Annotated in this window: 29 protein-coding genes and 1 pseudogene; 6 read left to right on the forward strand and 24 right to left on the reverse strand. The window is 56.9% G+C overall.

The window, feature by feature from the left end; translation table 11 throughout:
• Positions 1-296 precede the first annotated feature (296 nt).
• Positions 297-680: pseudogene (locus OX459_RS08420) on the forward strand (capsid portal protein); the annotation flags it as partial.
• Positions 677-892, forward strand: coding sequence for a hypothetical protein (locus OX459_RS08425; protein WP_251348253.1), 216 nt, complete (start codon positions 677-679; stop codon positions 890-892). The pseudogene OX459_RS08420 and the gene OX459_RS08425, both read left to right, overlap by 4 nt.
• A gap of 367 nt (positions 893-1259) precedes the next feature.
• Here the strand turns inward: OX459_RS08425 and OX459_RS08430 are convergent, their stop codons facing one another.
• From OX459_RS08430 to OX459_RS08445, 4 genes are all read right to left on the reverse strand, one after another.
• A complete protein-coding gene (locus tag OX459_RS08430; protein ID WP_289904572.1) occupies positions 1260-1871 on the reverse strand; it encodes a hypothetical protein in 612 nt (203 codons plus the stop codon).
• 397 nt (positions 1872-2268) lie between these two features.
• On the reverse strand, positions 2269-2475 hold the full coding sequence (locus OX459_RS08435; protein WP_289904573.1) for an ogr/Delta-like zinc finger family protein: 207 nt from the start codon (positions 2473-2475) through the stop codon (positions 2269-2271).
• On the reverse strand, positions 2472-2660 hold the full coding sequence (locus OX459_RS08440) for a hypothetical protein (RefSeq protein ID WP_035825591.1): 189 nt from the start codon (positions 2658-2660) through the stop codon (positions 2472-2474). The genes OX459_RS08435 and OX459_RS08440 overlap by 4 nt, the downstream gene beginning before the upstream one ends.
• A 37-nt stretch (positions 2661-2697) precedes the next feature.
• Positions 2698-2901 carry a hypothetical protein gene (locus OX459_RS08445; RefSeq protein WP_289904575.1) on the reverse strand — a complete coding sequence of 68 codons (204 nt, stop codon included), beginning with the start codon at positions 2899-2901 and terminating at the stop codon, positions 2698-2700.
• 296 nt (positions 2902-3197) lie between these two features.
• On the opposite strand from OX459_RS08445, the gene OX459_RS08450 reads away from it, so the two are divergent.
• From OX459_RS08450 to OX459_RS08465, 4 genes are all read left to right on the forward strand, one after another.
• A complete protein-coding gene (locus OX459_RS08450; protein ID WP_289904576.1) occupies positions 3198-3641 on the forward strand; it encodes a helix-turn-helix domain-containing protein in 444 nt (147 codons plus the stop codon).
• Between the two features lie 540 nt (positions 3642-4181).
• Positions 4182-4934, forward strand: a complete 753-nt coding sequence (locus tag OX459_RS08455) for a DUF4145 domain-containing protein (RefSeq protein WP_289904578.1) — start codon at positions 4182-4184, stop codon at positions 4932-4934.
• 428 nt (positions 4935-5362) lie between these two features.
• Positions 5363-6382, forward strand: a complete 1020-nt coding sequence (locus tag OX459_RS08460) for a hypothetical protein (RefSeq protein ID WP_289904580.1) — start codon at positions 5363-5365, stop codon at positions 6380-6382.
• Positions 6383-6468: 86 nt separating this feature from the next.
• A complete protein-coding gene (locus tag OX459_RS08465) occupies positions 6469-7437 on the forward strand; it encodes a hypothetical protein (RefSeq protein WP_289904582.1) in 969 nt (322 codons plus the stop codon).
• Positions 7438-7550: 113 nt separating this feature from the next.
• Here the strand turns inward: OX459_RS08465 and OX459_RS08470 are convergent, their stop codons facing one another.
• The 20 genes from OX459_RS08470 to OX459_RS08565 form a co-directional block, all read right to left on the reverse strand.
• Complete coding sequence (locus OX459_RS08470; protein WP_289904584.1) at positions 7551-8795, reverse strand: phage late control D family protein; 1245 nt, start codon at positions 8793-8795, stop codon at positions 7551-7553.
• Entirely contained in the window at positions 8792-9400 is a 609-nt protein-coding gene (locus OX459_RS08475; RefSeq protein WP_099388150.1) for a phage tail protein, read from the reverse strand. Before OX459_RS08475 ends, OX459_RS08470 begins: the two co-directional genes overlap by 4 nt.
• Positions 9401-9415: 15 nt before the next feature.
• Positions 9416-12286 carry a phage tail protein gene (locus OX459_RS08480; RefSeq protein WP_289904585.1) on the reverse strand — a complete coding sequence of 957 codons (2871 nt, stop codon included), beginning with the start codon at positions 12284-12286 and terminating at the stop codon, positions 9416-9418.
• On the reverse strand, positions 12287-12400 hold the full coding sequence (locus OX459_RS08485) for a GpE family phage tail protein (protein ID WP_071650284.1): 114 nt from the start codon (positions 12398-12400) through the stop codon (positions 12287-12289).
• Positions 12401-12408: 8 nt separating this feature from the next.
• A complete protein-coding gene (locus OX459_RS08490) occupies positions 12409-12717 on the reverse strand; it encodes a phage tail assembly protein (RefSeq protein ID WP_289904586.1) in 309 nt (102 codons plus the stop codon).
• 38 nt (positions 12718-12755) lie between these two features.
• Positions 12756-13265 (reverse strand): phage major tail tube protein, encoded by a 510-nt coding sequence (locus OX459_RS08495; protein WP_289904587.1) that lies wholly within the window; start codon positions 13263-13265, stop codon positions 12756-12758.
• A gap of 58 nt (positions 13266-13323) precedes the next feature.
• Positions 13324-14499, reverse strand: a complete 1176-nt coding sequence (locus OX459_RS08500; RefSeq protein ID WP_289904588.1) for a phage tail sheath protein — start codon at positions 14497-14499, stop codon at positions 13324-13326.
• A 35-nt stretch (positions 14500-14534) separates the two neighbouring features.
• Positions 14535-15017, reverse strand: coding sequence for a hypothetical protein (locus OX459_RS08505; protein WP_289904589.1), 483 nt, complete (start codon positions 15015-15017; stop codon positions 14535-14537).
• A gap of 2 nt (positions 15018-15019) precedes the next feature.
• Entirely contained in the window at positions 15020-16582 is a 1563-nt protein-coding gene (locus OX459_RS08510; RefSeq protein ID WP_289904591.1) for a phage tail protein, read from the reverse strand.
• Positions 16579-17199, reverse strand: coding sequence for a phage tail protein I (locus OX459_RS08515; protein ID WP_289904592.1), 621 nt, complete (start codon positions 17197-17199; stop codon positions 16579-16581). Before OX459_RS08515 ends, OX459_RS08510 begins: the two co-directional genes overlap by 4 nt.
• Positions 17192-18103 carry a baseplate J/gp47 family protein gene (locus OX459_RS08520; RefSeq protein ID WP_289904593.1) on the reverse strand — a complete coding sequence of 304 codons (912 nt, stop codon included), beginning with the start codon at positions 18101-18103 and terminating at the stop codon, positions 17192-17194. Before OX459_RS08520 ends, OX459_RS08515 begins: the two co-directional genes overlap by 8 nt.
• Positions 18100-18444: a GPW/gp25 family protein gene (locus OX459_RS08525; RefSeq protein WP_289904596.1), complete on the reverse strand. Its 345-nt coding sequence runs from the start codon at positions 18442-18444 to the stop codon at positions 18100-18102. The genes OX459_RS08520 and OX459_RS08525 overlap by 4 nt, the downstream gene beginning before the upstream one ends.
• A complete protein-coding gene (locus OX459_RS08530; RefSeq protein WP_289904598.1) occupies positions 18441-19103 on the reverse strand; it encodes a phage baseplate assembly protein V in 663 nt (220 codons plus the stop codon). The genes OX459_RS08525 and OX459_RS08530 overlap by 4 nt, the downstream gene beginning before the upstream one ends.
• Before the next feature lie 119 nt (positions 19104-19222).
• Positions 19223-20035, reverse strand: a complete 813-nt coding sequence (locus OX459_RS08535) for a hypothetical protein (protein ID WP_289904600.1) — start codon at positions 20033-20035, stop codon at positions 19223-19225.
• Positions 20036-20151: 116 nt separating this feature from the next.
• Positions 20152-20649, reverse strand: coding sequence for a phage virion morphogenesis protein (locus tag OX459_RS08540; protein WP_289904601.1), 498 nt, complete (start codon positions 20647-20649; stop codon positions 20152-20154).
• Positions 20646-20837 (reverse strand): hypothetical protein, encoded by a 192-nt coding sequence (locus OX459_RS08545; RefSeq protein ID WP_289904602.1) that lies wholly within the window; start codon positions 20835-20837, stop codon positions 20646-20648. Before OX459_RS08545 ends, OX459_RS08540 begins: the two co-directional genes overlap by 4 nt.
• Positions 20838-20901: 64 nt before the next feature.
• Positions 20902-21111: a tail protein X gene (locus tag OX459_RS08550; protein ID WP_289904604.1), complete on the reverse strand. Its 210-nt coding sequence runs from the start codon at positions 21109-21111 to the stop codon at positions 20902-20904.
• Positions 21111-21614, reverse strand: coding sequence for a head completion/stabilization protein (locus OX459_RS08555; RefSeq protein WP_289904606.1), 504 nt, complete (start codon positions 21612-21614; stop codon positions 21111-21113). Before OX459_RS08555 ends, OX459_RS08550 begins: the two co-directional genes overlap by 1 nt.
• A gap of 108 nt (positions 21615-21722) precedes the next feature.
• Positions 21723-22439, reverse strand: coding sequence for a phage terminase small subunit (gene gpM, locus OX459_RS08560; RefSeq protein ID WP_289904607.1), 717 nt, complete (start codon positions 22437-22439; stop codon positions 21723-21725).
• Positions 22439-23458, reverse strand: coding sequence for a phage major capsid protein, P2 family (locus OX459_RS08565; RefSeq protein WP_289904609.1), 1020 nt, complete (start codon positions 23456-23458; stop codon positions 22439-22441). The genes gpM and OX459_RS08565 overlap by 1 nt, the downstream gene beginning before the upstream one ends.
• Positions 23459-23478: the final 20 nt, after the last annotated feature.

Raw genomic sequence — 23478 nt, forward strand, 5'->3', positions numbered from 1 at the left:
TCAGATGAACGCGCCGCAGGGAATGGCGGCCGATGAATTAATCAGTGCTTCTTGAGGAAATCGAATGAACTCTCTAAATCTCATGCAAGAAAATGCATGAACGGGTGAGCCGCAGAAAAAAGTTTGGCAAAGGGGCATGAGCACAATGTTCGTAGCGGTGCGCATTCAACTGCAACAGAGGCGCCAGCTCTCCATGCACATCATTGCTGCTGCTGCATGCATGGAAGTTTATTCGTCCTGCAATCGATGATGTTGATTAAACGCAGCTCTTTAGCATAGGAATCCTCTTATCCCGGGAGGTGGACCGCCTGCACCAGGCCATGCGCGACAGCAGGGGGGCGGGCAACTTCCGCAAGCTGTTCATGCACGCGCCGAGCGGCAAGAAGGACGGCATCCAGATTTTTCCGGTGTCGGACGTGGCTGCCAAGGACGAGTTTTTCAACATCAAGAGCATCACGCGCGACGGCCAGCTGGCCGCGCACCGCGTGCCGCCCCAGCTCATGGGCATCCTGCCGAACAATGCCGGCGGCTTCGGCGCCGTTGAACCGGCCGCGCGCGTCTTCGCGCGCAATGAGCTGGTGCCGCTGCAGTCGCAGTTCATGGCGATCAACGAATGGGCCGGCGTGGAAGTGGTGAAGTTCGCCCCGTATGAGCTGGCCAAGGCGGAGGGCGCGGCATGAGCGACCATATCGACAACACCGACAAGATCATCTTTGCCGAGGTGGCGCGCGGCCTGGCCGCCGTGCGGCGCCGGCCGGGTCTGATGGCGCATGGCTGCTGCCACTACTGCGACGAGGCGCTGGCGCCCGCGCTGCTGTTCTGCGATGTGGATTGCCGCGATGACTACGACAAGGAGCAGGCGGCGAAGGCGCGCGTCGGCCGCCCAGGATGACCGCCACGCCGCGATAGGCCAGCCGCGCCGGAGCGCCCCAGCCATCCCACAAGCCGCCCACGAGGCGTTTTTTTCACGTCCCAAGGATTGATGTTGTACCAGAAGCAAGAAAAAAGCCCATTTCGGCCCGGCGCGCGCAGTTGTCCCTCCTCCACACCTGCCCGCTAGTTAAGGGTCTTTTGACTCAAATTTTCGCCATGGCCGAAGGCGCATGAGGACTGGTGCGGCGGGGCGAAGTGGTGGCATGCGATTTGACGCATTTTGACGCACATTGAGCGGTTTTTATGCGGGTGGTGCGATGGCGTGGGAAGTGCCGTTTCTGTGCCCTCCTTCATGCGTGTTCTGACTCAGCGTGCTCGCGCCCCGCTTACCGGTAAATAGTCAGGTATTTCGCGGGAATATCGAGCGGGTGGAGCATGCCAGCTAGCGCCAGGTTGATCAGCAGGGCGACCACCAGGCCGGCTCCTGCCGGAACGCCAATGGCGAGCCTGCGCACCATTGGCGAGCGCGCTTCGACTTGCCAATATGCGGCACAGCCCAGGTGCGTGAATAGGGCATACACTGCGAAAAAATAATACGGTGCAAAGAACAATTCATATGGCATCAGCACAAAACCGGCTGCGGCATAGTAAAAATTGGTGTCGAGCTTGAGCGCGGCGCGGCCGAACAGGACCGCACCGACATGAAAAAGCAGGAACAGGGCCAGATAAATCCCTGAGCCGGCCTGCAGCCACGCTACGAACCCGCAGCGTTTTTTCCATCCCCGCAGCACCATCCATATTCCGCTGCCACATTGAAACAGCACGCACGCCAACAGCACCGGCTCGACGACGGCATTTCGATAGAGTGGCCGTGTCGCCTCCATGAAGGCGATGTGCGCATGGGCGCCGGCAATGGCCATTAGGTGATTGACAATATGCAGCAATATATAGGCCGCCAGGACACATGCCGACAGGCGGTGAAATTTACGCATTGACATATGAATCCATGAGTGAGTGTGATTTTCCCTATGTTGCGCTGGGGCTCCATACCTCATCGAGGGCTACAGATACTGCACCGAAAATTTTCATTTATTAGTAAATAGGCAATATCGCGCAAGGCGGACATGGCAGCGGTATTCATGAGACTCCCTCGGTTGGCATCAGATGGAGGTAGTATCGTTTGGTTGCTTAAGCAGGTCTTGAACGTTTGCGACACGCAACAATATTTTTATGACGCTATCGGATGCTGTCCGCCTTGTTGCCTGCGCGTGGCGCTAGCCTCTTGTGTCCGAGCCTCGTTGGTGCGCAGCACCGTTTACTTTCCACCGTTGCCGCCAGCCACCGGTGAAAAAGCGGGGCCTTTGACGCGCACTATTTGACAAAAGGACTTGCCGTTCAAGACGGTATCTGACGGATATCCGGCTTGGGCATGGCGGACAGCGAGAGGGTGCGCAGTACTTCCAGGCCTGCCACGAAGGAGTGCCCGCAGTCGGGGTTCTGGCACATGCAGGTGATTTCCTTGAACATGGCGGACATCGTGCGGCTCTTGACGGCGCGGACGGTGTTTTCGCAATGCGGGCAGGGCAGGCCGATGACTCTCATTTCAGCTTTCTTTCCACTTGGTACAGGGCGCGACCGCGACCTGTCATGTTTTTCGACTGTATGCGTAAGCGCGACTTGACGAGCCATTCAGCCGCCTGATCGATACTTGCCAGCCCCTGGCGTTGGCGCACGAGTTCCAGCACCGCGCGCTCTTCGTCATTGAGGTGAATTTGATGGTCTGGCATTTTCTGTAACTTTAGAGTTGCTCAAAAGTGACTCGGTTTAAACGCTGCGACGCTGTACGCTGTCGATAGTGGCGTCATCCAAGGCGATCACGGCCAGGGCTTCACGCATCACGATCTGGCGCACCAGCACCGCAAGCTCTTCGCCCTGGTAGTTGGCGATCGAGGAAACGAGCTGGTGCTCGTAATCGTCCAGGCGCAGCATGACGCGGTGGCTGCGGATACGTTTTGCATCGGGGCACATGACGTTGTCCTTAGTGGGGGGATTGGGATGCGAGTTCGCGCTTGTAGTCGGCGAGGCCCCGCAGGATCAGAAAGCAAAGAAACCAAGCCCTGGAGAGTTCAAGTTTCTCTGCGTAGCCCTCGACCTCGTCCACCTCATCAGGCGTCAGGCGGACGCCGAGTGGCTTAGTCGTGACACCCTTGGCAGTGCGCCTCGCTATGGATACGTTTTTCATAATGTTATGATCTGTAATCGCTATGGTATGGCATAACTATAGCTCTCAAATGAGAGTATTGTAAAGAAGAATTTGCGCACAAATGAGATCAATTGGTGAAATACTAAAAGAAGAGCGTCAACGCTTGGGCATGAATCAAGAAGATTTTGCTGCCGTCGGCGGGCTGAAGCGACGCGCACAAACGCTGTATGAGCAAGACGAGCGTGCCCCGGATGCGCTTTACTTACGAGCGCTGGCAGGGATCGGGGTCGATGTCCACTACATACTTACGGGTGAGAGATTGCAATCAGCCGTTACCTCGGATGAGCGAGAATTGTTGGATGGCTATAGAAGTATGGATGTTCGCGGGAGAGCAGGCGTACTTGGGATGATTGGCGGCATGCGCTCACCAACGCCCCCAGCATCCCAAGCAGGGAATGCACCACACGTTGAAACTCACGGGAAGATTGGGCAAAATTTCGTGGGGAATATCATTGGGCCGCAGACTTTTAATGTGGCCGGCAGTGGACGAAAAAAGGAAAAATAGTCTGCAAATGATTTACCTTCTTATGCTTATTGTAATTGCTGCTTGTTTTTTCTGCATATTACGCATACCGATCAGATGCCTGTAGATGACGTAACGTCAATGTTTGAGCAACTTCGGCTGGATTCGGCCTATTGTGTTGAAAATGTCGAGCGGCAACCATTTTGGGATGTCTGAGACCTCCAAGCAGTCGGTGATCGTTCAATAGCGGCGGTTCTGACCAGTCGAGGCTGTCAGGATTTCTATCTAAACGTCAACGTACCCGCGTTTTTCAACACACTAGGCCAAAACCAGCCATTCACACCAACGTGACAATGTGTGAATTTTCCCTCTTGGCAATTTGTTATTCTCTATTGCTGTTCGTAACCACGAGCCCCAAAGAGCGCGACGTGACGGTATCGTCTTGCGTCTACCTGTTTGTGAAAATTAGCAATGTAACTAACCGAAGACCTTGCATTGTCGCTCCCCTAGGTGAACGGTGATTTACAGTTCACATTAGGCATCGAATCCATCATCTGACATATTTCATAGAAGGATAAAATTTTGTTCAATCGCGATTTATGGGCGGGCGCTTATGCTCGCAATGCTTTCCCAAAGTTTGCGTGCCCTAGGTGCGCTAATGGCCGACTGATCCTCGACGAGGCGAGCCTTGCGGTAAAAGAACCAGCATACTCGGTGGCCGCCAACAAGCACCCTGATTGGGAGCCTGATTGGGAAACTGAGCGCTTCAGCCTGAGGTTGATATGCGATATGCCGGAGTGCGGCGAAGTTGCGCACGTTCTGGGCGACACAACCGTCGCCGAATACTACGATGAAGAGCACAACGCCTGGGGCTTGGTATCGCTACTTCGCACACGAGCGTTCTTTCCCCCGCCTCCTATTATTGCGATCCCAAAGGAAGTTCCTTTCCTTGTGAGCACTGAAATTGATAAATCTTTTGAGCTTTTTTGGGTCGATTTAAGCTCGAGTGCAAATCGCCTTCGTATCAGTGTTGAACTTCTGCTTGACAACTTCAAGATTCCACGAAGCAAGATCGACAAAAGTGGGAAGTCGACCCGCCTTGATTTGAATGCACGAATTTCACTATTCGAGAAAGCTGATCCTGAGCATGCGGCCACGCTTACTGCGTTGAGGATGATAGGGAACCTTGGCTCTCACGGTGGAGAAGTAAACCGAACGCCTCTGCTTGATGCTTTTGAGATCTATGAGGACGCGCTTGCCGAGCTGTGTGGACAAAGAAAGGCTAGGATTGAGCAGCTTCGCCAGAAGCTGATATCGAGTAAAGGCAAGTATTAACAATCACCAGTGACAGCTGACCTTGCGTCCACTCTAGGATGGCGGGGGCAGGTCTGCCATTCAGACATGATCTCAGCCTTGGCGTCTAGACTCACAGCAAACTGTGATGTACTAATTGTAAATACGGCATGACTACCTATGCTGCTTATGCGTGTTGACGCTGAGTTTACGTAGAGACTTCAGCTTGAGGATTCGCATAGCTGGGCCTGTGGCGGAATGGCAGAGCTGACCCTGAAAACCCTGCGAGAGCTTTGGAAAAACATTAAGTCCACCGATTGAGAATAGTTTCAATAAAGTCACTTTTTCGATCCTCCATATTTTGGATTTTGGTTTGAGATTTTACAGAAGCCTAGGTCGTTGGATTGTTCGGTGCATGATTTAAAATGTTAAAATTTGAGCAATATCAAATTGAGAAGAGGAGTTGAAAATTGGACAGTCCATTAAATTCAATATGGAAAGATCGGCCTGATCTTATTCGTGGATACTACGAAATGCTTTCAAATCATCAACGTCTTTGCGATGAGGTTCAATACATTCTTGAGAAAAAAATAAAGCATCTAGGGATTGAGATTGGTAACTTAAGTTCTAGGGCGAAAACTTTGGCGAGTTTTTGTGAAAAAATAAAACGAAAAACGTATGCTAGGCCGTTGGAGGAAATAACAGATTTGTCGGGTGTGAGAATTGTTTTTTTGTACGCTTCTGATAGATTAAAATTGGAGCAGCTAGTTGAACGTGAGTTTGATATTTTAGAAAAAGTTGATAAGCTCAGTGATCAAGGTTTTGAGAAGTTTGGATATGGCGCACTTCATTATATTGTTAAATTAAAGAAGCAGCATGCGGGTGCGAGATATGATGATCTAAGGGAATTTCGTTGCGAGATACAGATTCGGACAATTCTTCAAGATGCTTGGGCAATAGTCGCTCATCATTTATCTTACAAGCATGAAGAGGATATTCCTAAAGAGTTGAAGAGAAAATTATATGCATTGGCTGGTCTATTCGAGACGGCAGATGATCAATTCGAAAGAATAAATTATTTGAGAGGAGAGTATCAAGAAGGCGTTAAGAAATCCATGATCGATAATTCTGAGCTATCGTTGGATGTTGATGTGAATCTTGATAACTTGCTTGGATACATATCGTGGAAATTTCCAGATAGAAGAGAATCCACTGCGGAATCAGCTTCTTCATTATTGGAAGAGTTGAATAATTTTGGATATAAAAAATTAAAAGATATTGATAGTGTGGTTAATGAAACTTGGGATGCCGTTTTGGCTCGAGAGACGAAATATCCACCGCATGAGACAGATAGCGATGAGATAACAAACTATGTTGGAGTCGGGCTAATAAGAAGTGCGTTGGAGCTTGTTAATAAGGAATATCTTAAGTTTAGAAATCCTGATGGGGAAGATGAAACGGTAGATGAATTTTTGGGTTTTATTAAATAATTTTTCGGATGAATTTCAATATTCCTAAATTTTTAGTGGAAAATAGAGAATTGTTTAAATGGTTTTAGAGATTGAGGTTTGATAATATGAATCCCTATTTTAAGACAATGAGCCTTTTTGGTACTTCAAAAATTTCTGAAAAGGATGATAAATATAAATTCATACACGAATATATGTACTTCAGGTCTCTTGAGGAATCAGTTCGGGATAATCACAAGAAGTTGCTGTTAGATTTTGATACATTGGGGAATATTAATTTATCTTCAAATTTTGTTTTGGTTTTTACAATTAAATATCGGCTGCAAAATTCTATTCTAAATCTTCTTAATTCCCATAAAATATTTCTTGATTTTATCGATCGGAGATACAAAACAGATAACGGTAAATTTTTCAAGCGGTTTGGAAAAATAAAATCTTACTATTATGATAATAATTTTGATTATAGGTTTTTAGAGGTTATTAGAAATTATTGTCAACATGCTCGCACTCTGCCATTGGATATTCACGCCGACCTAGAAGGTCGATCTTATTTGTTTGTGGATAAAGCGGAGTTGAAGAAGGATAAGCAAGCTTATGGGAAGATAAAGGCTGAATTGGATGGAAGTAATTTTATCGAGCTAAAATCAGTAATAAGGGAGTGGATTGAGGTTGCAGATCATATCTATGGATTGGTTTTGGATTATTTTGCATATATGGCGAAACCGAATTTAGATGATTATATGGTTAATATTAGTAGGGTGATAAATAGAGGCAAATTTAGTGAGGATGAAGAAGAAATACTGAAAAAATGCAAAGTATTTGTGGTGAATAAAATCATGTATTTTCCAGTTGGTGTAGATACGATATTTCTCTGTGAGGAAATATGCAAACGGTTAGATGGAGGTGACCATAAAAAAAGATATTTAGATGCAAGGGATATTTTTCTATCAATAAGGAGTATGTCAAATACAAATAGAAAATTCAAGTTAATTGGCGTAGATGTCGATAAATTGAAATTTGATACTTTGACAAATAAAAATATGAATAAATTCATGAGATCTGAAGATTTATTTTAGAGTGTTGGTAGGGGTGGTGCGCTAGTTTTGATTTATTAAGTATTTTAATTTTTATGTTGTAAGTTATTTGATTTTTTAAAATGGTGAGCTAAATCAAATGAGCATTAGTCTATTTATATGGATTTCCAAGGTTCATCATTATTCTCGCGGATAATTTCTCGTACTTCTTCAAGACGTTGCCATGTATGTTTGGCAGCCCGCTTGGCCGCCTGCTTACTTTTATAAAGATGATCTAGTGTTTTTAGCTTAATTTTGGTGCCGGCAATTTCTTGACCTGTCTTTTTCTTCTTCGAGGCCACATCTTTCCAATTCGCAAGCACGCCTGTGATACCGTCATCCGGGTCACTTTCCAACTCGCGCTCCGCCTCGACTGCTTCCGTCTTCGTCTCAAACTCCACCCGCGAGGTAAAGCCGTTGCCGCCCAGGCTGTGCGTGACCTTGACCGATAGCCATTCGGTGGCGTCGATCTCGGGCTTGAAGCCCCTTACGGTGACGGGCGATTGCGGGAACACGGCCGGGTTGCCCAGGGCCAGGCTCATTTCGAAGGTGGCCAGGCCGCGCAGGATGCGCTGCCATTCGGCCACGGCCGCCGCGCGTGCGTCCGTTTCGTTGGCGAAGGTGGTGCGTAGGCGCTTGCTGTTGCCGGGCACGCCGGCCACGACGCTGCGGCGGCGCGCGTAGCGTTCGTCATGCCAGAAGGCGCGCACGCCTGTGTAGGCGTCGCTTTCGGCGCTGTGGTAGCGGTGGCCGTCGCCCAGGGCGCGCGTAATGTCGATCACGGGCAGCGCCTTGCCGCTGGCGGTGCGGCTCTGGTTGATGGGGATGAAGAGCAGGGTGTCGTTCTTGACGGTGGCCACCGCGTCGTATTTCCTGCCCAGCCGGCGCAGGAAGGCCGCGTCGCTCTCGTGCGTCTGGTCGATGTGCTCGATGGCCGTGTCGCGCAGGCGCGCCGACACGCCCGATGCCAGCTCGTTGCGGAAGGCAATCGCCTCGATGATGGCGCCCAGGGTGGTTTTGTGAAAGCTGTGCTCCTGCTGTTGTTTAAACGTGTCAATCAGGTTGGCCGACCTAGCGCGCAGGGTGATGGTGTCGGGCGCGCCGCTGTGCTCCACCTCGTCGACGGTGAACTTGCCCATGTCCACCAGGCCGGACGCTTGCCAGCCCAGCGCCAGGGCGATCTGCGCGCCACGCGGTGGCAGGGCCAGCTTGCCGTCGCTGTCGTCCAGTGCGATGTCGAGCTGGTCACTCTCGTCGCCACGGCATAGGGTCAAGGTCAGATTGATCAGCCGAGGCGAGACGATGGCCGTCAAATCCTTGTCCTCGATGCTGACCTTGAAGGCGGGGATATGCTCGCTCATTTGAACTTATCCGCCGCGCTGCCGATGGCGCCGCTGATGCTGCCGCCGATCTTGTCTTTCATCTCGCTGACGACGCCGCCATATTTCGACGTGATGCCGCCGACCACGTTGCCGACTACGCTGCCCACTGCACTCTTGGCTGCGCCCGCGATGCTGCTGGTCATGCCGTCGATGCTGAGCATGTTTTTCAGGTCGCCGATGTCGCCCAGGCCGACCATGGCCAGCACGCCGTCGTCATCGCGCTTGAGTGCAATCGAGAACTCGACGCGCCGCGCGCCGCCGCTGCCGTCGAGGATGGTGCGGCCCTCCGTCATGCTGGTGATGCGGTACGAACCGAGAATGCGGCCCGTGCCCTGGATCAAAATCCACGATTTACCCGTGTCGGCCATCATGCGCAGCGCGTCGAGCGAATACAGGGAGCCGGTCAGTTCCGGCGCCACCCAGCCCGATAGGGTGATGGTGTCGTCGCCTGGCCCCACGTACTGGTGCGCGTCACGCAGGCCCACGCGGGCCGTGCTGGCGTGCTTCCATTCCGTTTGCCGCTGCAGCTCGTGATACGCCAGAGTCGGCAGGCTGAACACGAACATTCCTAAAATCATCATCATGGTGGTTATTCCTTCTTAATCGTGGTCGCGCAGGGACGAGCGGATGCGCGCCGCCTTTTCGCGGTCGCGCTGATCGAGCGCCACACTCACGGCGCGCGCGATGGCCTGGGGATCAGTGCCAGCCTGCACGTGGAAGGTGATTTCGATCTTGTCGCCCTGAATGGTCATGCCGGCGCCGAACCCGCCTTGTGACAACGGCGCGCGCGTGTCGAAGGCGCTGGCTGGCAGGGCGGTGGCCGTGCCGATGGCGATGCCGGCGCCCAGTTGCGTGAGGCGCTGAGCCAGGCCCGACACCTTGGCAATCGGCGCGCCCTCGCTGTGGTCCAGGCCCACGGCCAGGCCTTGCATGGTGTAGTCGCCGAGCTGGGCGAACACGCGGCTCGGGCTGTGGATGCCCAGCTTTTCCTTGAACCAGGCAATGGTGCTGGAACCGGCATTGCTGATGGCATCCTTGACGGCGCCCATGGAGCCGGTGATGCCGTTGACCAGGCCGCGCAGGATGTTGGCGCCGAACTCCGTGAACTGGGCCGGCAGCTTGATGCCGAACCAGCTCATGACGCCAGCGAACGCCTGGTAAAACATGCCGGCCGGCGACCAGTTAATAATCAGAGCCGTGATACCGGCCATGCCGCCGCTGAAGGTGGTTTTCAGCTGCGACCACAGACTTGCAATGAAGCCTGTCAGCGGCGCCAGTCCTTCGACAATGCCGTGCCGGATGTTGGCGGCAAAGTCGGTGAACTTGGCCGGTAGCGCGATGCCGAACCAGCCCAGAACGCCCGCGAAGGCCCGATAAAACAGGCCCAGCGGCGACCAGTTGGCGATCAGGCTATTGATGCCGGTAAAGCCGCCGGCAAACGCCGTCTTGACGTCAGACCACAGGCCGCGAACGAAACCCTTGATCGGCTCCCAGTATTTATAGATCAGAAAGGCGGCGCCGGCGATGACCGTGATGGCAATGCCAATCGGATTCATCAGAAGAGCGCGGCTCAGCCACAGCACGGCCCGGCCCGCCCACATGAAGGCGCCGCCCAGGTTGCGCAGGATGGGCGTGAGCACGCCGCCCGTCACGCCCATCTTGGCGAACATGACGTGCAGCATGGCGTACGGGCCGATCAGGGCGGCAATGCCCAGCATCAGCGGGCCGAGCACCAGCAGCAGGCCGGCGAGGACAGCAAAACCGGCGATCATGACCTTGGCCACGGTCGGGTTGCGCTCCATGAAGCCGTTCAGGCGTGTAATGGCGCTGATCGCCAGTTCCAGCCCCTGTGCATACAGCGGCAGGATTTTCTCGCCCATGGTCAGTTTCAGGTTGGCTAGCCTGGCTGTCGCTTCCAGTTCGGCGCCGCCGGCCTGCTGCTTGCCCAGGTCGTATATCTGCTCGATGTCATACGCGCCTGCGTTCAGCTTGGCATTCTTGTGCATCTGGATGCGCTGCCGGAACATGTCCAGAAACTGATTACCGGCCGTGCGGTTCGAAAACAAACTGCCGATGGTGTCCTCAATTTGCTTGGGATCCGTAATGCCCTTTTTTTCCAGTTGTGGCAACAGCACCTGCTCCAGCCATTCAAACTGGCTGCGTCGGAAAATGTCACTGCCCAGCAGGGCGCCAGGGCCAAGGGTGGCACTCTGCGCCACTTTGTCGTGCTTGACCTGACCTCGATCTTTAATCAGCCCCAGTTTTTCCATGTTGCTGACGGCGCGTTTGGTGGTACGCCCCTGATACAAGTTCGTATAACCGGACATCAGGGCCGTGCCGGCGCGGTGGCCGCCGACCTCCTGCACCAGCGGTTCCATCTGATAATAGAACTGCTTGTCATCCATGATCTTGGCGGCGATGCCGCCCGTCTTGATGAAGTTCAGCCATTCCGTCGGCCCCACGCGCCCGCCTGTGGCCGTGATGACCTTTTGCATCATGTTGGCCTGGTCGTGGAATTTCTCCGAGCTGGCCGTGCCGCCGCGTTGCTCGATGACTTTGAGCAAATCCATGAAGATGCGCTCGTTCTCTTCGCCAGATTCCTTGCCGAAGAATGCCTTGTTGGCAAACTTCATCTTGGCCAGGGTGGGCGCGACCATTTCCGCGTGGTGCAGATCGCCAAAGATCGACATCGCGTCGCGCACCAGTTCCAGGTTTTCGTTCTGGCTGGTGCCGTAGGTCTTCATGTTCTTGGCGAAGGTGATCGCCTGCTGGCTGGTTTCCGGCCCCAGCCCCAGGGCATTCACGCGGGCCTTTTCCAGCTGGTAGTGCTTCGCCTCGTGCAGCCCCTTGGTCACGGGCATGGCCATGACCGCGCCGGCCGCTGTCGCGCCAGCGCCGGCCATGGCAATACTGCCCGCCTTGCTGCGCAGCTTGTCCGCATGCTGGGTGGCGTTGGTGACGCGCTGCTGCTTGGCGGCTGACGCGGCCAGGCGCTTTTGTTGCGACGCCAGCTCAACGTTGGTCAACTGAATACTGTTCTTAAGCCACTCCTGGGCCTTGCCCAGTTGGCGCGTGTCGATGCCGGCCTCCTTGAGGCTGGCGCGCAGGGCGCGGAATTGCTGGCTCTGCTCTCGGCCTTTCAGCGTCAAGGCCTGCGTGACCTTCGTCGCCGCCTTCAAATCACGCGTCATGGCGCGTGTAGGAGACTCGGTCTGTTTTATGCTTGCGGCCAGCTCTTTTACTTTTTTTTGAGCTTCTTTCAGCTCAACCCCCGTCGTTCGAATACCGCTATGCAGTTCGCGGAATTTCCCCAGGTTTCTCTGCTGCGTGTTCAGTTCGCGCAAGCGGTCGCTGGTGGCCTTCAATGCCTTGGCCGTGTCGCTGGAACCGCCCATGATCTTTTTCAGCGGGCCGGTGATCTTGTCCAGTGCCGCAAATACCACCTGTAATTTCAAATCCCGACCAGCCATTTATTCCGCTCCGCTTCGCTGCCGGGCGCGTTCGCGCCAGGCCATCAGTTCATCAATCGTAAAGCCGTCCATCGCTGCCGGCGTCCAGTGGAAGACGCCGGCAATGTCGGCCATGGCGTCTTCTACTTCGCAGGGGATACCGAAAGGCGATCTGCTTTGCTCACCAAAAAAGCGCCCACCTCCGCGCCTACGCTCAGCAGGTCGGCCGGGTCCATGTTGGCGACGTCGTGCGCGGTCAGGGTTGGCTCGGTGATACGCGGCAGCACCATCTGCAGTGCGGTGACGCTCAGGTTGGCCAGATCGATCAGGGACACGCCGCGCAGGGCGCCCGCTTTGGGCTTGCGCACAGTCAGCGAGGTGATGAATGTATCGCCGCGCTTGATCGGCTCGTCCAGTTCGATGACGGCGCTGTTTTGGGTATCGTTTTGCATGGTGTTGTCCTTGTAGGGTGGTGGTGAATTAAAAGGGGTTACAGGCCGATGGCCTTGCGGATGGCCGCGTTGGTGTCGCCGCCGCCGAAGTTCTCGGTGCCGCTCATGAAGTCCAGTTCGATGATGGTGGCGCCGTCGATCATCAGCTTGTAATAGCTGCACGCTATGGTGTATTTGTGGGTGGTGTCGTCGCCCATCTTGGCGCCGCCCATGTCGATTTCCTTGTAACGGCCGCGCACGACCACTTCCACGGCGGCGACCGTGCTGTCATCGTCTTCCTGGTACGCGCCGGCAAAGCGCAGCTGCACGGCGCCGTGCGAGTGCGCGCCGTACTGTTTCAGCGCTTCGGCGATCAGGCCGCCTGCGCTCCATTCCAGCGACAGCGCCTCGTTGCCGAAGTCGACGGACACGGGGCCGCTCATGCCGCCGGCGCGGTACTCTTCCATCTTGCGGCTCAGTTTCGGCAAGGTGACTTCGGGCACCATGCCCATGAAGGACACGCCGTTCTGGAACAGGTTGAAGTTTTTCAGTTTGCGGGGCAAGCCCATAATTTCTCCAGTAGTTCAATGCGCCCGCGCTGGCGCGGGCAGGGTGGTGATTGGACGGTTACGCGGCGATGCGCGAGGCGAAGTCGGCCAGGTAGCGGTCGGTGATGCGCTGCTGGAATTTCAGGTTTTCCAGCGGCGGCACGGGCGTGTAGTCGTAGTCGATGGCCAGCTTGCCGTCTTTCAGCGCTTCCTTGCCGTTGTATTGCTCGTCATACCAGGCGTGGCCGTCGATGATGTAGCCCTGCAGTTTCAAGTCGCGGAACTTGGCGTTGATGCTTTCCAGCAGGTCGCGCACCAGGGACGGATGCAGGGGCAAATCGACAAAGGCGAAATGCGCTTCGGCGATGGTGTCGGCCAGTACCTGGGCCGTGCGCGTGTAGCTCTCGAAATAGAAGAAGCCGCCCGGCTCCTCGCAGGTGCGCGAACCCCAGAAACGGTAGCCGCCCATGTTAATCAGGGTGGTCACTTCCTTGGCGTTGAGCATGCCGGCGTCGGTGGCCGGGTCTTGCAGGTCGAAAAACACGTCCTTGCTGATGCCGGTCGGGCCATTGACGACCACATTTGACAGCGTCTTGTGCCAGCCCGTTTCCTCGTCGATCTTGGCGCGCAGGCCCATGGCATAAGCAACGGCGGAGATGCTGGCCTCTTCGTTGGTGGCGGTATTCCAGTTCACGAAGTCGGGCCAGATCATCATCACTTCACGCTGGCCGAACTGGCCGCGATAGGCGGTGGCCGCGGTGACGGTGGCGCAGCCATAGGCGGACGCATACACGAAGGCACGCAAGCGCTGTGCCACGCTGGCCAGGGCATTGGTGACGGCCTGGGTGTCCAGCCCCGGCGCGCCCAGGATGCGCGGTTTCACGCCGAGCCTGCTTTGCGCGGCCAGCAGCGCCTGGGCGCCCAGGTATTTACCGTCCGGCGACACGCCGCCCACGGCGTTGCTGGTGGTTTCCGCTTCCGTTTCGCCTTCGGCCACGCGTACTACGATGGTCAGGGGTTTGGTTTGCGCGGCGATGGCCTGCAGGCTGCGGTACAAGGTGCCCGTCTTGCCGGCCTTGCCCATGGCGGCCAGGACATTGGTGACGAGCACGGGCGTGTCGAGCGGGAAGGATATGGGGTCGGCATCGTCGGCCGTGGCGATCAGGCCCAGCACAGCGGTGGACACGGTGCGGATGGGGCGCGAACCTTCGTTGATTTCAATGACGCGCACGCCATGGTGGTAGTCGGTGGCCATGTTGCTCTCCTGGTAGGTGGTGAATGTCGGGGGTATTACTGGGTGCTGCCTGCATCATCGAAGGCACGCCGGGCCTCTTGCAGCAAGGCGTCGGCGATGCGCTGGAATTCGGCGCTGACGGCCGCCTGCAGGGCGTCCATATCCTGTGCGGCGGCGACCGTCGCGCAGATGGTGATGTCGAGCAGGCAGGTGCGCGCCGTGGCGATGGCTTGCGCGGTTGCGGCATCGCCGCTGGCCATAGCAGCAAAGCCGATACCGGCCAGGCGGTTGAGGATGCCGTCACGGCGCGCGCGAACGGTATTGAGGTAGATGGCACACACCTGGCCATAGGGAATGGCTGGGGCCGGCGTGATGCGCAGCGTCCCTTTGATAAACTTGAACGATCCGCCGGATGCGCAGGCGGTATGGGCGGCCAGGTGGTCAGCCTCGGATACCTCAAACACATCGGACGGGATGTCCTGGTAATCGATGTTGACGGGGTAAAAGAAACCTGTACTCGGTGAATATCTGACGGGCATGATTAGTTTCCAATCGCAAAATAGGATGGGGTGATGCCGGCCGAAAGCGCATTCCCGTTGTAGGTGTACAGGCGGAAGCCCGTTTTTGTCCTCATACCGGCGTTGATGTTGCTGGGCAGACTGGACCCGCTTCCACCTTGCCCTTCATATCCAGTGAAGACGTGAAAACACGCGTTTGGAAACGGAATCGGAAAGATCACGTCGACATAGCCAGATTCCGGTGTCTGCGCTCCGCCGCCCCATTGCAGGATCATGCCGCCGGGTTGTTTCTGGTAACCGCTCGAAGACACCATTGCCGCAAAGTCGGCATTGCGCCACAGCTCGGCGGTGGAGTCGATGACTTGCCATACAACATCGGACGCTGCAGTGAGCGTGAGGTATTGCCCCGTTTTCAATTCGATGAAAGGGACGCCGCCCACAATGAAGCTGATATTGGCACCCGCTCCTGGGACGATTTTTGCCGTATTGCCACCAAAGCCAAAGAAGTGAATGCACTTGCCTGAATTTGTTGATAAACCAAGATCGCGAGGCTTAGGCAATGTAAAAATCACGTTTGGCGCCGAAAAGTACAGCGCTTTACCGATATCATCAGGAGTCAGGCTGCGGTCCATTCCCACAGCATCATGCCCAATAATATTGCCTTGCGATTGCTGCACAAACTCGGCATTGGCCAGTTTTTTAGACGCGTCGAACTTCGGCAGCGTCGCCACTTCCTTCATGCTGTATTGCGGATGCGGATCGGCCGCCGCTGCGTGCTTGGCCAGCTGCTGATCGCCATAGGCGCGTGCGCTGTTGTCTTGCTGATCGACATAGGCGACCTTGGCCAGGAGCGGATGCGGATCGGCGGCGCCCTGGTGCTTGGCCAGTTGCTGATCGCCATAGGCGCGTGCACTGGTGTCTTGCTGATCGACATAGGCGACCTTCGCCAGCAGCGGATGCGGATCTGCAGCAGCCTGGTGCTTGGCCAGTTGCTGGTCGCCATAGGCGCGCACACTGGTGTCCTGCTGATCGACATAAGCGACCTTGGCCAGCAGCGGGTGCGGGTCAGCGGCGGCCAGGTGCTTGGCCAGTTGCGCATCGTTGTAGGCGCGCACGGTAATGATCTGTTCATCGACATACTGGCGCGTGGCCAGGATGATGGACGGATCGATTTTCAGTTCGATGGCGGCCGTGCTGGCGACGATCAGCACAATGCGCACCACTTGCATGCGGCCGCTGCCCTCGGTCATCAGCGGCTTGTAGCTGGGCGGGCAGTTGGCCACCGCGCACAGGTCGCCGGCTTCGTCGTAGATGCCAAGTTCTCGCATCCACCATCCGCCCACGTTCTCGGGCAATACTTGTTCGGCAATGATCTGGCTGGCGTTGTCCGGGTCTTTGTCCAACTTGTTCAGGTCGGCGCGGTGCACCTCGCGCACCAGCGCCTTTTGTCCTCGGTCGGGAGTCGGCAGGGTGCCGTTGCCGTCGCCCACGGCCATTTTTTTTAGTTTCAGGGTTTGCCCCAGGGCGATGGCGTTGGCCAGCTTGGCCTCGCCCACGTGCGTCAGGATAGCGAAATATGTGCTCATGGATAGATGGTCAGGGTGTCGATGGTATGGGATGCGCCGGCCTGCAACAGCGTGCCGCGCACTTCGATGGTTTCCGCGATCCACGGATAGACGGTCATGACGTCACCGTGGTACGCGGCAATGCCGGTGGAAACCGTGCCGCGACTTTCCAGATAAATGGCCAGGCCGGTCATGTGGCGGCTGACGGGCTTGGCGTCGGCAATCAGGCGTTCCATTTCCTGAAACATGGCGTCCGTGATGCCCGAGTCCAGCACGCCCACATCGAGGCGGAAGGTGCCCGGTACGCCCGGCGGCGTGGTCTGCCACCATTCGGTGATGCGGATCAGGTAGCCCAGGGACTCGACCACGCGGCGCACGGCGGCAATCGTGCCCTTGTGCTTGTGGATGAAATAGGCCGCCTTGATGGCGCCGCGCTTGATCGACTCGGGCCAGGTGTCATCCCAGCGGTCGACGGAACAGGCCCATGCCAGAAACGGCAGCAGGGCAACCGGGCAGCGGTCGGCGCTCCACAGGTCGCGCAGCGGCACGGGCACGTTGACCAGCTCGGCGCAGGCCACGGCAATGGCGCGTTCCAGCGCCGTGGTATTGGGCGGCAATGTCGGCACGGTCTTATTCATCGAGCACCACGACATTCAACTTGATGGCGGTGCAGCGCGCGGCCTGGGTGGCGTTCAGTTCGATATCGGCGGCCGGGCTGGTGAGCACGACCTTGCGCACGCCCTCGACGTGGACGGCGGAGCTGCAGGCGGATCGATAGATGCTGTGGCCAAGCGGGCGGCGCGGCTGCGACACGCGCACGGCGGTGGCGCGAGCGGCGTCCAGCAGAATCGGTACTTCCGGGCCGACGCCGATAAACAAGGTGGCCTCGATTTGGTAATCGATGACCTGAGCGGCCTGCACGCTCAAGCGGTCGCCCAGGGGGCGTACTTCCTCGGCGTTGAGCGCGCGCGCCACCGTGGCCAGCAGCGCGGCGTCGGCGATGCCCGTGTCATTGTTGGCCAGCACCGTGACGATGACGTGCGCCGGCGCGGGGCTGGTGGCGCTCGCGTCCTTGACGCGCCCGTCGCTGCTGCGGGCGTGGAATTCGTAGGAGGCTTTCGGGCCGGCCACGGACAGGCCATCCGGCGCTTCCTGGATGCGCAGGCGGTAGGCATCGTTGTCTTCCATGACGGCGGCCACGGGCGGCAGGGCGTTGGGATTGGCTGGCGTGATGACCAGGCGCGCTACGTTGACGTTGGCACCCAGCTGATCGAGGTCGCCATCGAGGGCAAACGCCAGCATGACGGCCTTGCCGGCCTCGTTGACGCGGTTGCGCAGGATGGTTTCTTGATAGCTGTTCTCTTCCAATAGCTTGGTGGCCGGCTCCGATTCCAGCTCCAGCAGGGCCGTGACGGCCGCCCGCTCGCCTTCCGGCAGCAGGCTGACCAGGTGGGCTTTGCGTGTGGCCAGGACGGCTTCGAAGTCCAGCACCTCAACCACGCTGGGCGCCGGCAATTGGGTCAGGTCGATGGACGTGCTCATACAGTGCTCCCTTGCTTGACGGGCACGGACAGGGTGATGCCCTGGCCATTCGCCGTGCCATCGAGCAGCAGGGCGATGGCGCCGTCCGTGTCGCGCGTGAGCTGCACGCTGGACAGTTGCAAACGCGGTTCCCAGCGGCGCAGGGCAAAGGCGGTGGCGGCATAGATGCGCAACTGCGTCGCGCTGTTCAGGGGCTGGTCAATCAGTTCGGGCACTTCCGAACCATAGCGGCGGCGCCGGATGCGCGAACCCATAGGCGTCGTAATAACGTCGGTGACTGACTGGTACAGGTGGTCCAGGCCCGTCAGGCTGCGCCCGGTGGCGGCGTGCATGCCCATCATGCTTGCGGCCCGCCCGACTGGTCGCCGCCGGCTTTGACGCCGCCGTGCGTGTGCTTGGCCAGGCTGATGGCGCCGGCCAGCACGTCGTCGGTAGCTTTGACAGTCCCTTGCACGGCCATGGCCACGCTGCCAGCGGCGCCGGCCTTGGCGTTCACGCCACCGTTCAGGGTAGTTGCGCCTTCCACGGTGGTGGACTGCTTGACGATCAGGTTTTTCATGACGATCAGGTCGCCCGTGCAGATGGTGCTGGGCGCGTTCGATGTCACCTTGTCGGCCGCAATGGTGGCCGTGCCGCCGGGCAGGGTGGCCGTCAGGGCATGGGCCGCGTGGTCGTATTGCACCACGGTGCCGTCAGGGTAGTGCGTGGTGTAGATGGTGTCGCTGATTTCTGGCGCGTCAAACGCCTGCGAGTACAGAGCGGGCAGGATGATGCCGCGTGTCAGGTCGCCGCCAGGGGAAAAGACGATCACTTGTTCGCCGACAGTCGGCGCCGACCAGGTGCGCGTATTGCCGGCGCGCGGCGTGACCCATTTCAGCCACTCGGTGGTGAGCGTCGGCCCAAGCCGCACGCGCGCCTTGGCCCCTTTGACCTCGGCGATGGTGCCCAGGCGGATCAGGTTTTGTAGCAAGCGGGTGAGGTCGGACAGGTCGGCGTTCATGCAATGCATGTTGCCGAAGTCCGCGTGCGGATGCACGCGGGGGCGGGTTGATATACGGCTTTGTAACTAACTTGCTTTTATTGCGTTGAGGGCACCCGATTTATTTCATATCATTATTCTCAATTTTTACTGCTAGGCGCCTTATATTCATGCGCTGTAAAGTTTGGCGGGTAAGGTGGTCGCTCGGGATTCCAATCGCAGGATTCTTGCATTTGCTTTAGAAAAGAAATTGATGCATTATTGATGTTTGCCAAAATTCCAGAAATTCTAGTCGGATCGATTGTGTTGCTTTCGATGTTTAAATAGTCCATGTTCGAAAAAACACTTTCATTAATTATCATTTTCTCTGCTGTTTTTTCCGTTCTGGCAAGGAGATTTGCATACTCATCACGCAAAAAAGTACATGATGCTACTCCGCTAATACGATCCTGTTCTAACATAGTGGTAAAGTTTATTAAACACAAATATTGAAGTTGCGTATCTTGTGGAATAATTTCAATGTTTTCCCATATTTTCCCTGCATGTTCAGGTATGGTGATGATAAGTTCGGCATAACGTTTAAAGTGAATTCTATTTAATTTATATTTTTTTGTGTGCTGATTTAAATCATAAAGTCTGACATGGCTTTGCTGTCTTAGTGTTTCTGCAATAAGAATCATATTCATTCTTATATTTATTTTTTTCTCATCATCGTCTTGTGAGTTCCTTCGAAAGGTTTCTGCGGCGGCTGCTGAGCTTGCGTAGAAAGAATACAGACTTGCAGCGAGTACCGCCAATCCACCAAGGAATGTCTGAATATCTTTTACCTTTCCACGCATTCCATATATATCAAAAATTGCTAAGATCACAAGGAAGGAAATAGCTACGGAAAGACCTATTCCAGCCCAAAGCGCGTATTCTCGAAATTTAGTGGTTTTTTCTGAAAATTTCATATTTAATTAATTGTGAGTTTTATTCTGAGAATTGGTTGAGAGGTTGAAATAACTAGCATCACACAACTCTAACTCATTTGATAACTGATGTCAGTTGAAGTTTGCATTGAAGCATCTTAGTTTTTTTCCATGTGACGCAGCAGCGATTCGCGTATCAACGTCCGATCCGGTTCACTCAAACCCAGAAACGGCCGCTCCGGGTACTTGTAGACGGGCCCTTTTTTGGTAACGCGGTCTGGCTGGCCAAATTGATGCACATGCGCCACGCGCGCCACCCAGCCAAAGAACCCGACTTCGATCTGATTTCCGGTCGCCCTTACTTTCAGGTGTTTGGTGGTGCGAATCTTGGCGAACATCGCCGCTTTCTGCCGCTTGATGCGCCCGTTCTTCCCCTTGAATTCCTTGCGCCGCTTGCGTGCCGGATAGGCCGCGCCGTCCGGTCCCTGCTGGGCCTTGATGCGCTGCGCCTGGCTGCGGCGCAGGTCGATTGCCACCTTGTGATTGATGGCGCGGCGCTGGGCTGGCTGAAGCTTGGCCAGCAGGGCGCCGGCCCAGGCTTCCAGCGTGTGCAGGGCGCCGGCCCAGGCTTCCAGCGTGTGCAGGTCGCCGCTCATTGCGTGGCCTCGGGCGTGCGCCATTCGGCCAGCAGCTTCTCGCCGGCATACAGCTTCCAGAACTCGTCCGCATAGGCGGGCATGTGCTGTATCTCGGCCAGCATGGCGGCGCCGACCATGCCCAGCGCCGCCTTGAAGCCGTACAGTTTGACCAGGGTGGCGAAACCACCAAACGATTCTGCGGACATTGCTTGATTCTCCGGGGTGAGGGGTGAGAGATTTTTCATGATGGATAAAAGGTGGATTGCTGCGTTAATCCCATAGCTGCACGATGTCAGCAAGCTGGCCCGTGCTGGGCGCCGGCTCGGGCAGGGTGACGACCAGGCCGGCCGGCAGCACGGCGCCGTGGCGCGCCAGCGTGGGATTCATTTCCAGGGTGTGCTCGACGTATCCCGCGCCGTCGCCCAGGTAGCGCCACACCAGGGCGTCTACCGTGTCGTGCTGCTGCGTGCGTACCTGCATCAGATCAATTCCACGGTCAGGTGCGTGCGCCCGACGATATCGGCAATCGCCCATTGCGCGTTGCGCCGCTGCGCGCCGGGCGCCTCGTCCAGCCATTCCATGCTTTTCTTGTCGCTGACGGAGGTGGCCGTGCTGTCGTAGTCGCGGTAACGCTCGATCAGATCGGCTTTCGCCGTGCTGTAGACGGCGCGCCGGTACTGCGCCAGGAAGCGGGATTCGCGGTTGATGCGCGTGGCCGGCACATCGACCAGGGCGGCGATACCTGCGGCGACGTGCATGCCCTGCCAGTCGGCCAGCTCGCGGTTGACCTGCAGGATGGCATCGACCACGGCTTGTACCAGGCGCGCGTCGGTGACGGTGCCGTCCAACCGCATGGCGTCGCGCATATCGGCCAGCGCGATATCGGGAAACCAGCCGTCGTTTTCGATGATGCCTACGGCCGGCGCTGGCGGCGCCGGGGCGGTGCCGGGCGGGATGGACGGGGGCAGGGCCATGAAGGACATACGGGACGCTTTCAAAAATGGGGCGGTGGACGGGGTTCATCAGGCCGAGATTGTTGCCAATGCGTTAGCCAGAATCCCCCCGTGCCGCCGTGCTGCGGGGGATGCTCTTTACGTGGAACCGGCCGCGCGCTTGAGGCGCCGCTCCAGCCGTTCCATATCTTTCTTGACGCCGCAGGAATCCGACAGGGCGCGTGCGCGTTTCAGCTGGGCCATGGCCGTTTCCGCCTGCGCCTCCAGTTCCGGGGCGATGTCGGTGTCGTCGGCCTGATCCAGCACGGCGATCATGGCCAGGCCGATGGCCTTGTGCAGCTTGGCCCGCGCCTGGTCGGGCGCGTCGCTGGCGGCCGTCAACTGTTCCACCTGGCCCAGCACTTGGGCCGCATGCTGCGGGTCGCTGGCCAGCTTGCCGTGCAAATAGCCTTCGGCGAACTCGTCGAGCATCAGGGTGGCGATGTCGCGGCTGTAGGTGTCGGGCAAGGTGAATTTGTGCGCCGGCGCGTATTCGGCCATGACCAGGGCGCGCGCGTATTCGCCCGTGTCGATGTGCCACACCAGCAAGGTGGCAAAGACGTCATCCTGGGCGCCCTTGCCGCCGGCCAGAACGCCGTCGATCCACTGCGTGTAATCCGGCAGCAAGGTGGCCTTGACCTCGATCTTGCGTTCCACGGACTGGATGGATTTCAGGCGGCGCCGGTCGTCGGTCAGCTTGTAGAGCATCATTTCGTAGGCCGTGCCGGTGGTGACGCCTTGCGGCGCGGCGGCGCCGGCCGTACGCTCGGCCAGCATGCGCGCGCGGTGGCGCAGGGCAGGGGACTGGTTGCTCATCACTTGTCTTTCAGCTCGATGTTTTCCACCAGCGCGGCCAGGCCCAGGTCTTCGATCACATAGGCGTCGTTCGACGACTCGTAATTTTCGATGCGGTCGCGCTTGGGCACGTCCTCGACGCGGCGGCGGCGCGCGCCTTCCTGGAAGTAGATCGACAGATTGTCGAAACGCGTGATGAGGATGGCGTTGTCCGGGAAGTAGGGCACGCGCGCGGCCGGCAAGCCGCCGATGCGTTTCTGGCTGATGATAATGTCGGCCGCCAGGGTTTCTGTGGGCGCCTGCTTTGCGTTGACCAATGGGAAATACTTGTCGTTCAGCAGCTTGCGTCCGACGATGGCCACCAGGTTGGTGTCTTCCTGATACCACGGGTCCAGCAGGTTGACGGCATCGGTGACGGCCGCGTCCAGGTTGGCATAGTCCGCATCGGCCGCGTCGCCGATGATGACTTTGCCCGGCATGCCTGCGGCGACCAGGCCCAGCACGCGCTCGGGAGCCAGCTCGCGCAGGTGTTGCAGCCAGCCCTTGTTCACGTCCTGCAGCAGCGGGTTGGCGTCCAGATCGGTGTCGGCCATGGCTTTGACGCCATTGAAGCCGATGACGATGCGATCTAACGCTTGGCGCGTCAAGATGGCATTGGCCACGCGCGACTGGAAGTCGGGGAACTTGGCCCAGGCGTCCAGCTTGGCATAGTTCAAATGCGTGTCGAAGTTGGTTTGCTCGCAGCGGTACTTGGTGCCGTCCAGGGTGGACAGGTCGCGCGTCTTGCGTTCCTTGTCCTTGGTGTTGGTGCGGCCGGCAATCGGGCCGGACACGCCCAGGCCCAGCTTTTCGCCTTCCTGCTCGGCCACGCCGATGATGTTGACTTTTGAGAGGAACTCGCTCGATTCCTGCATCTTCGTTTCCAGCTTCTGCTGCACGTTGGGCGTGACGCTGAAGGTCTTGGCCACGTTGTCCGTGTCGTTCAGTTGGCCCAGGCGGGTTTCATACTGGCCAAAGACCTGGCGCGTTTGCTTTTTCATAAATCATTGCTCCGTTGTTG

This window comes from Janthinobacterium sp. SUN026 (assembly GCF_030397625.1).
GTDB lineage: Bacteria > Pseudomonadota > Gammaproteobacteria > Burkholderiales > Burkholderiaceae_D > Janthinobacterium > Janthinobacterium kumbetense.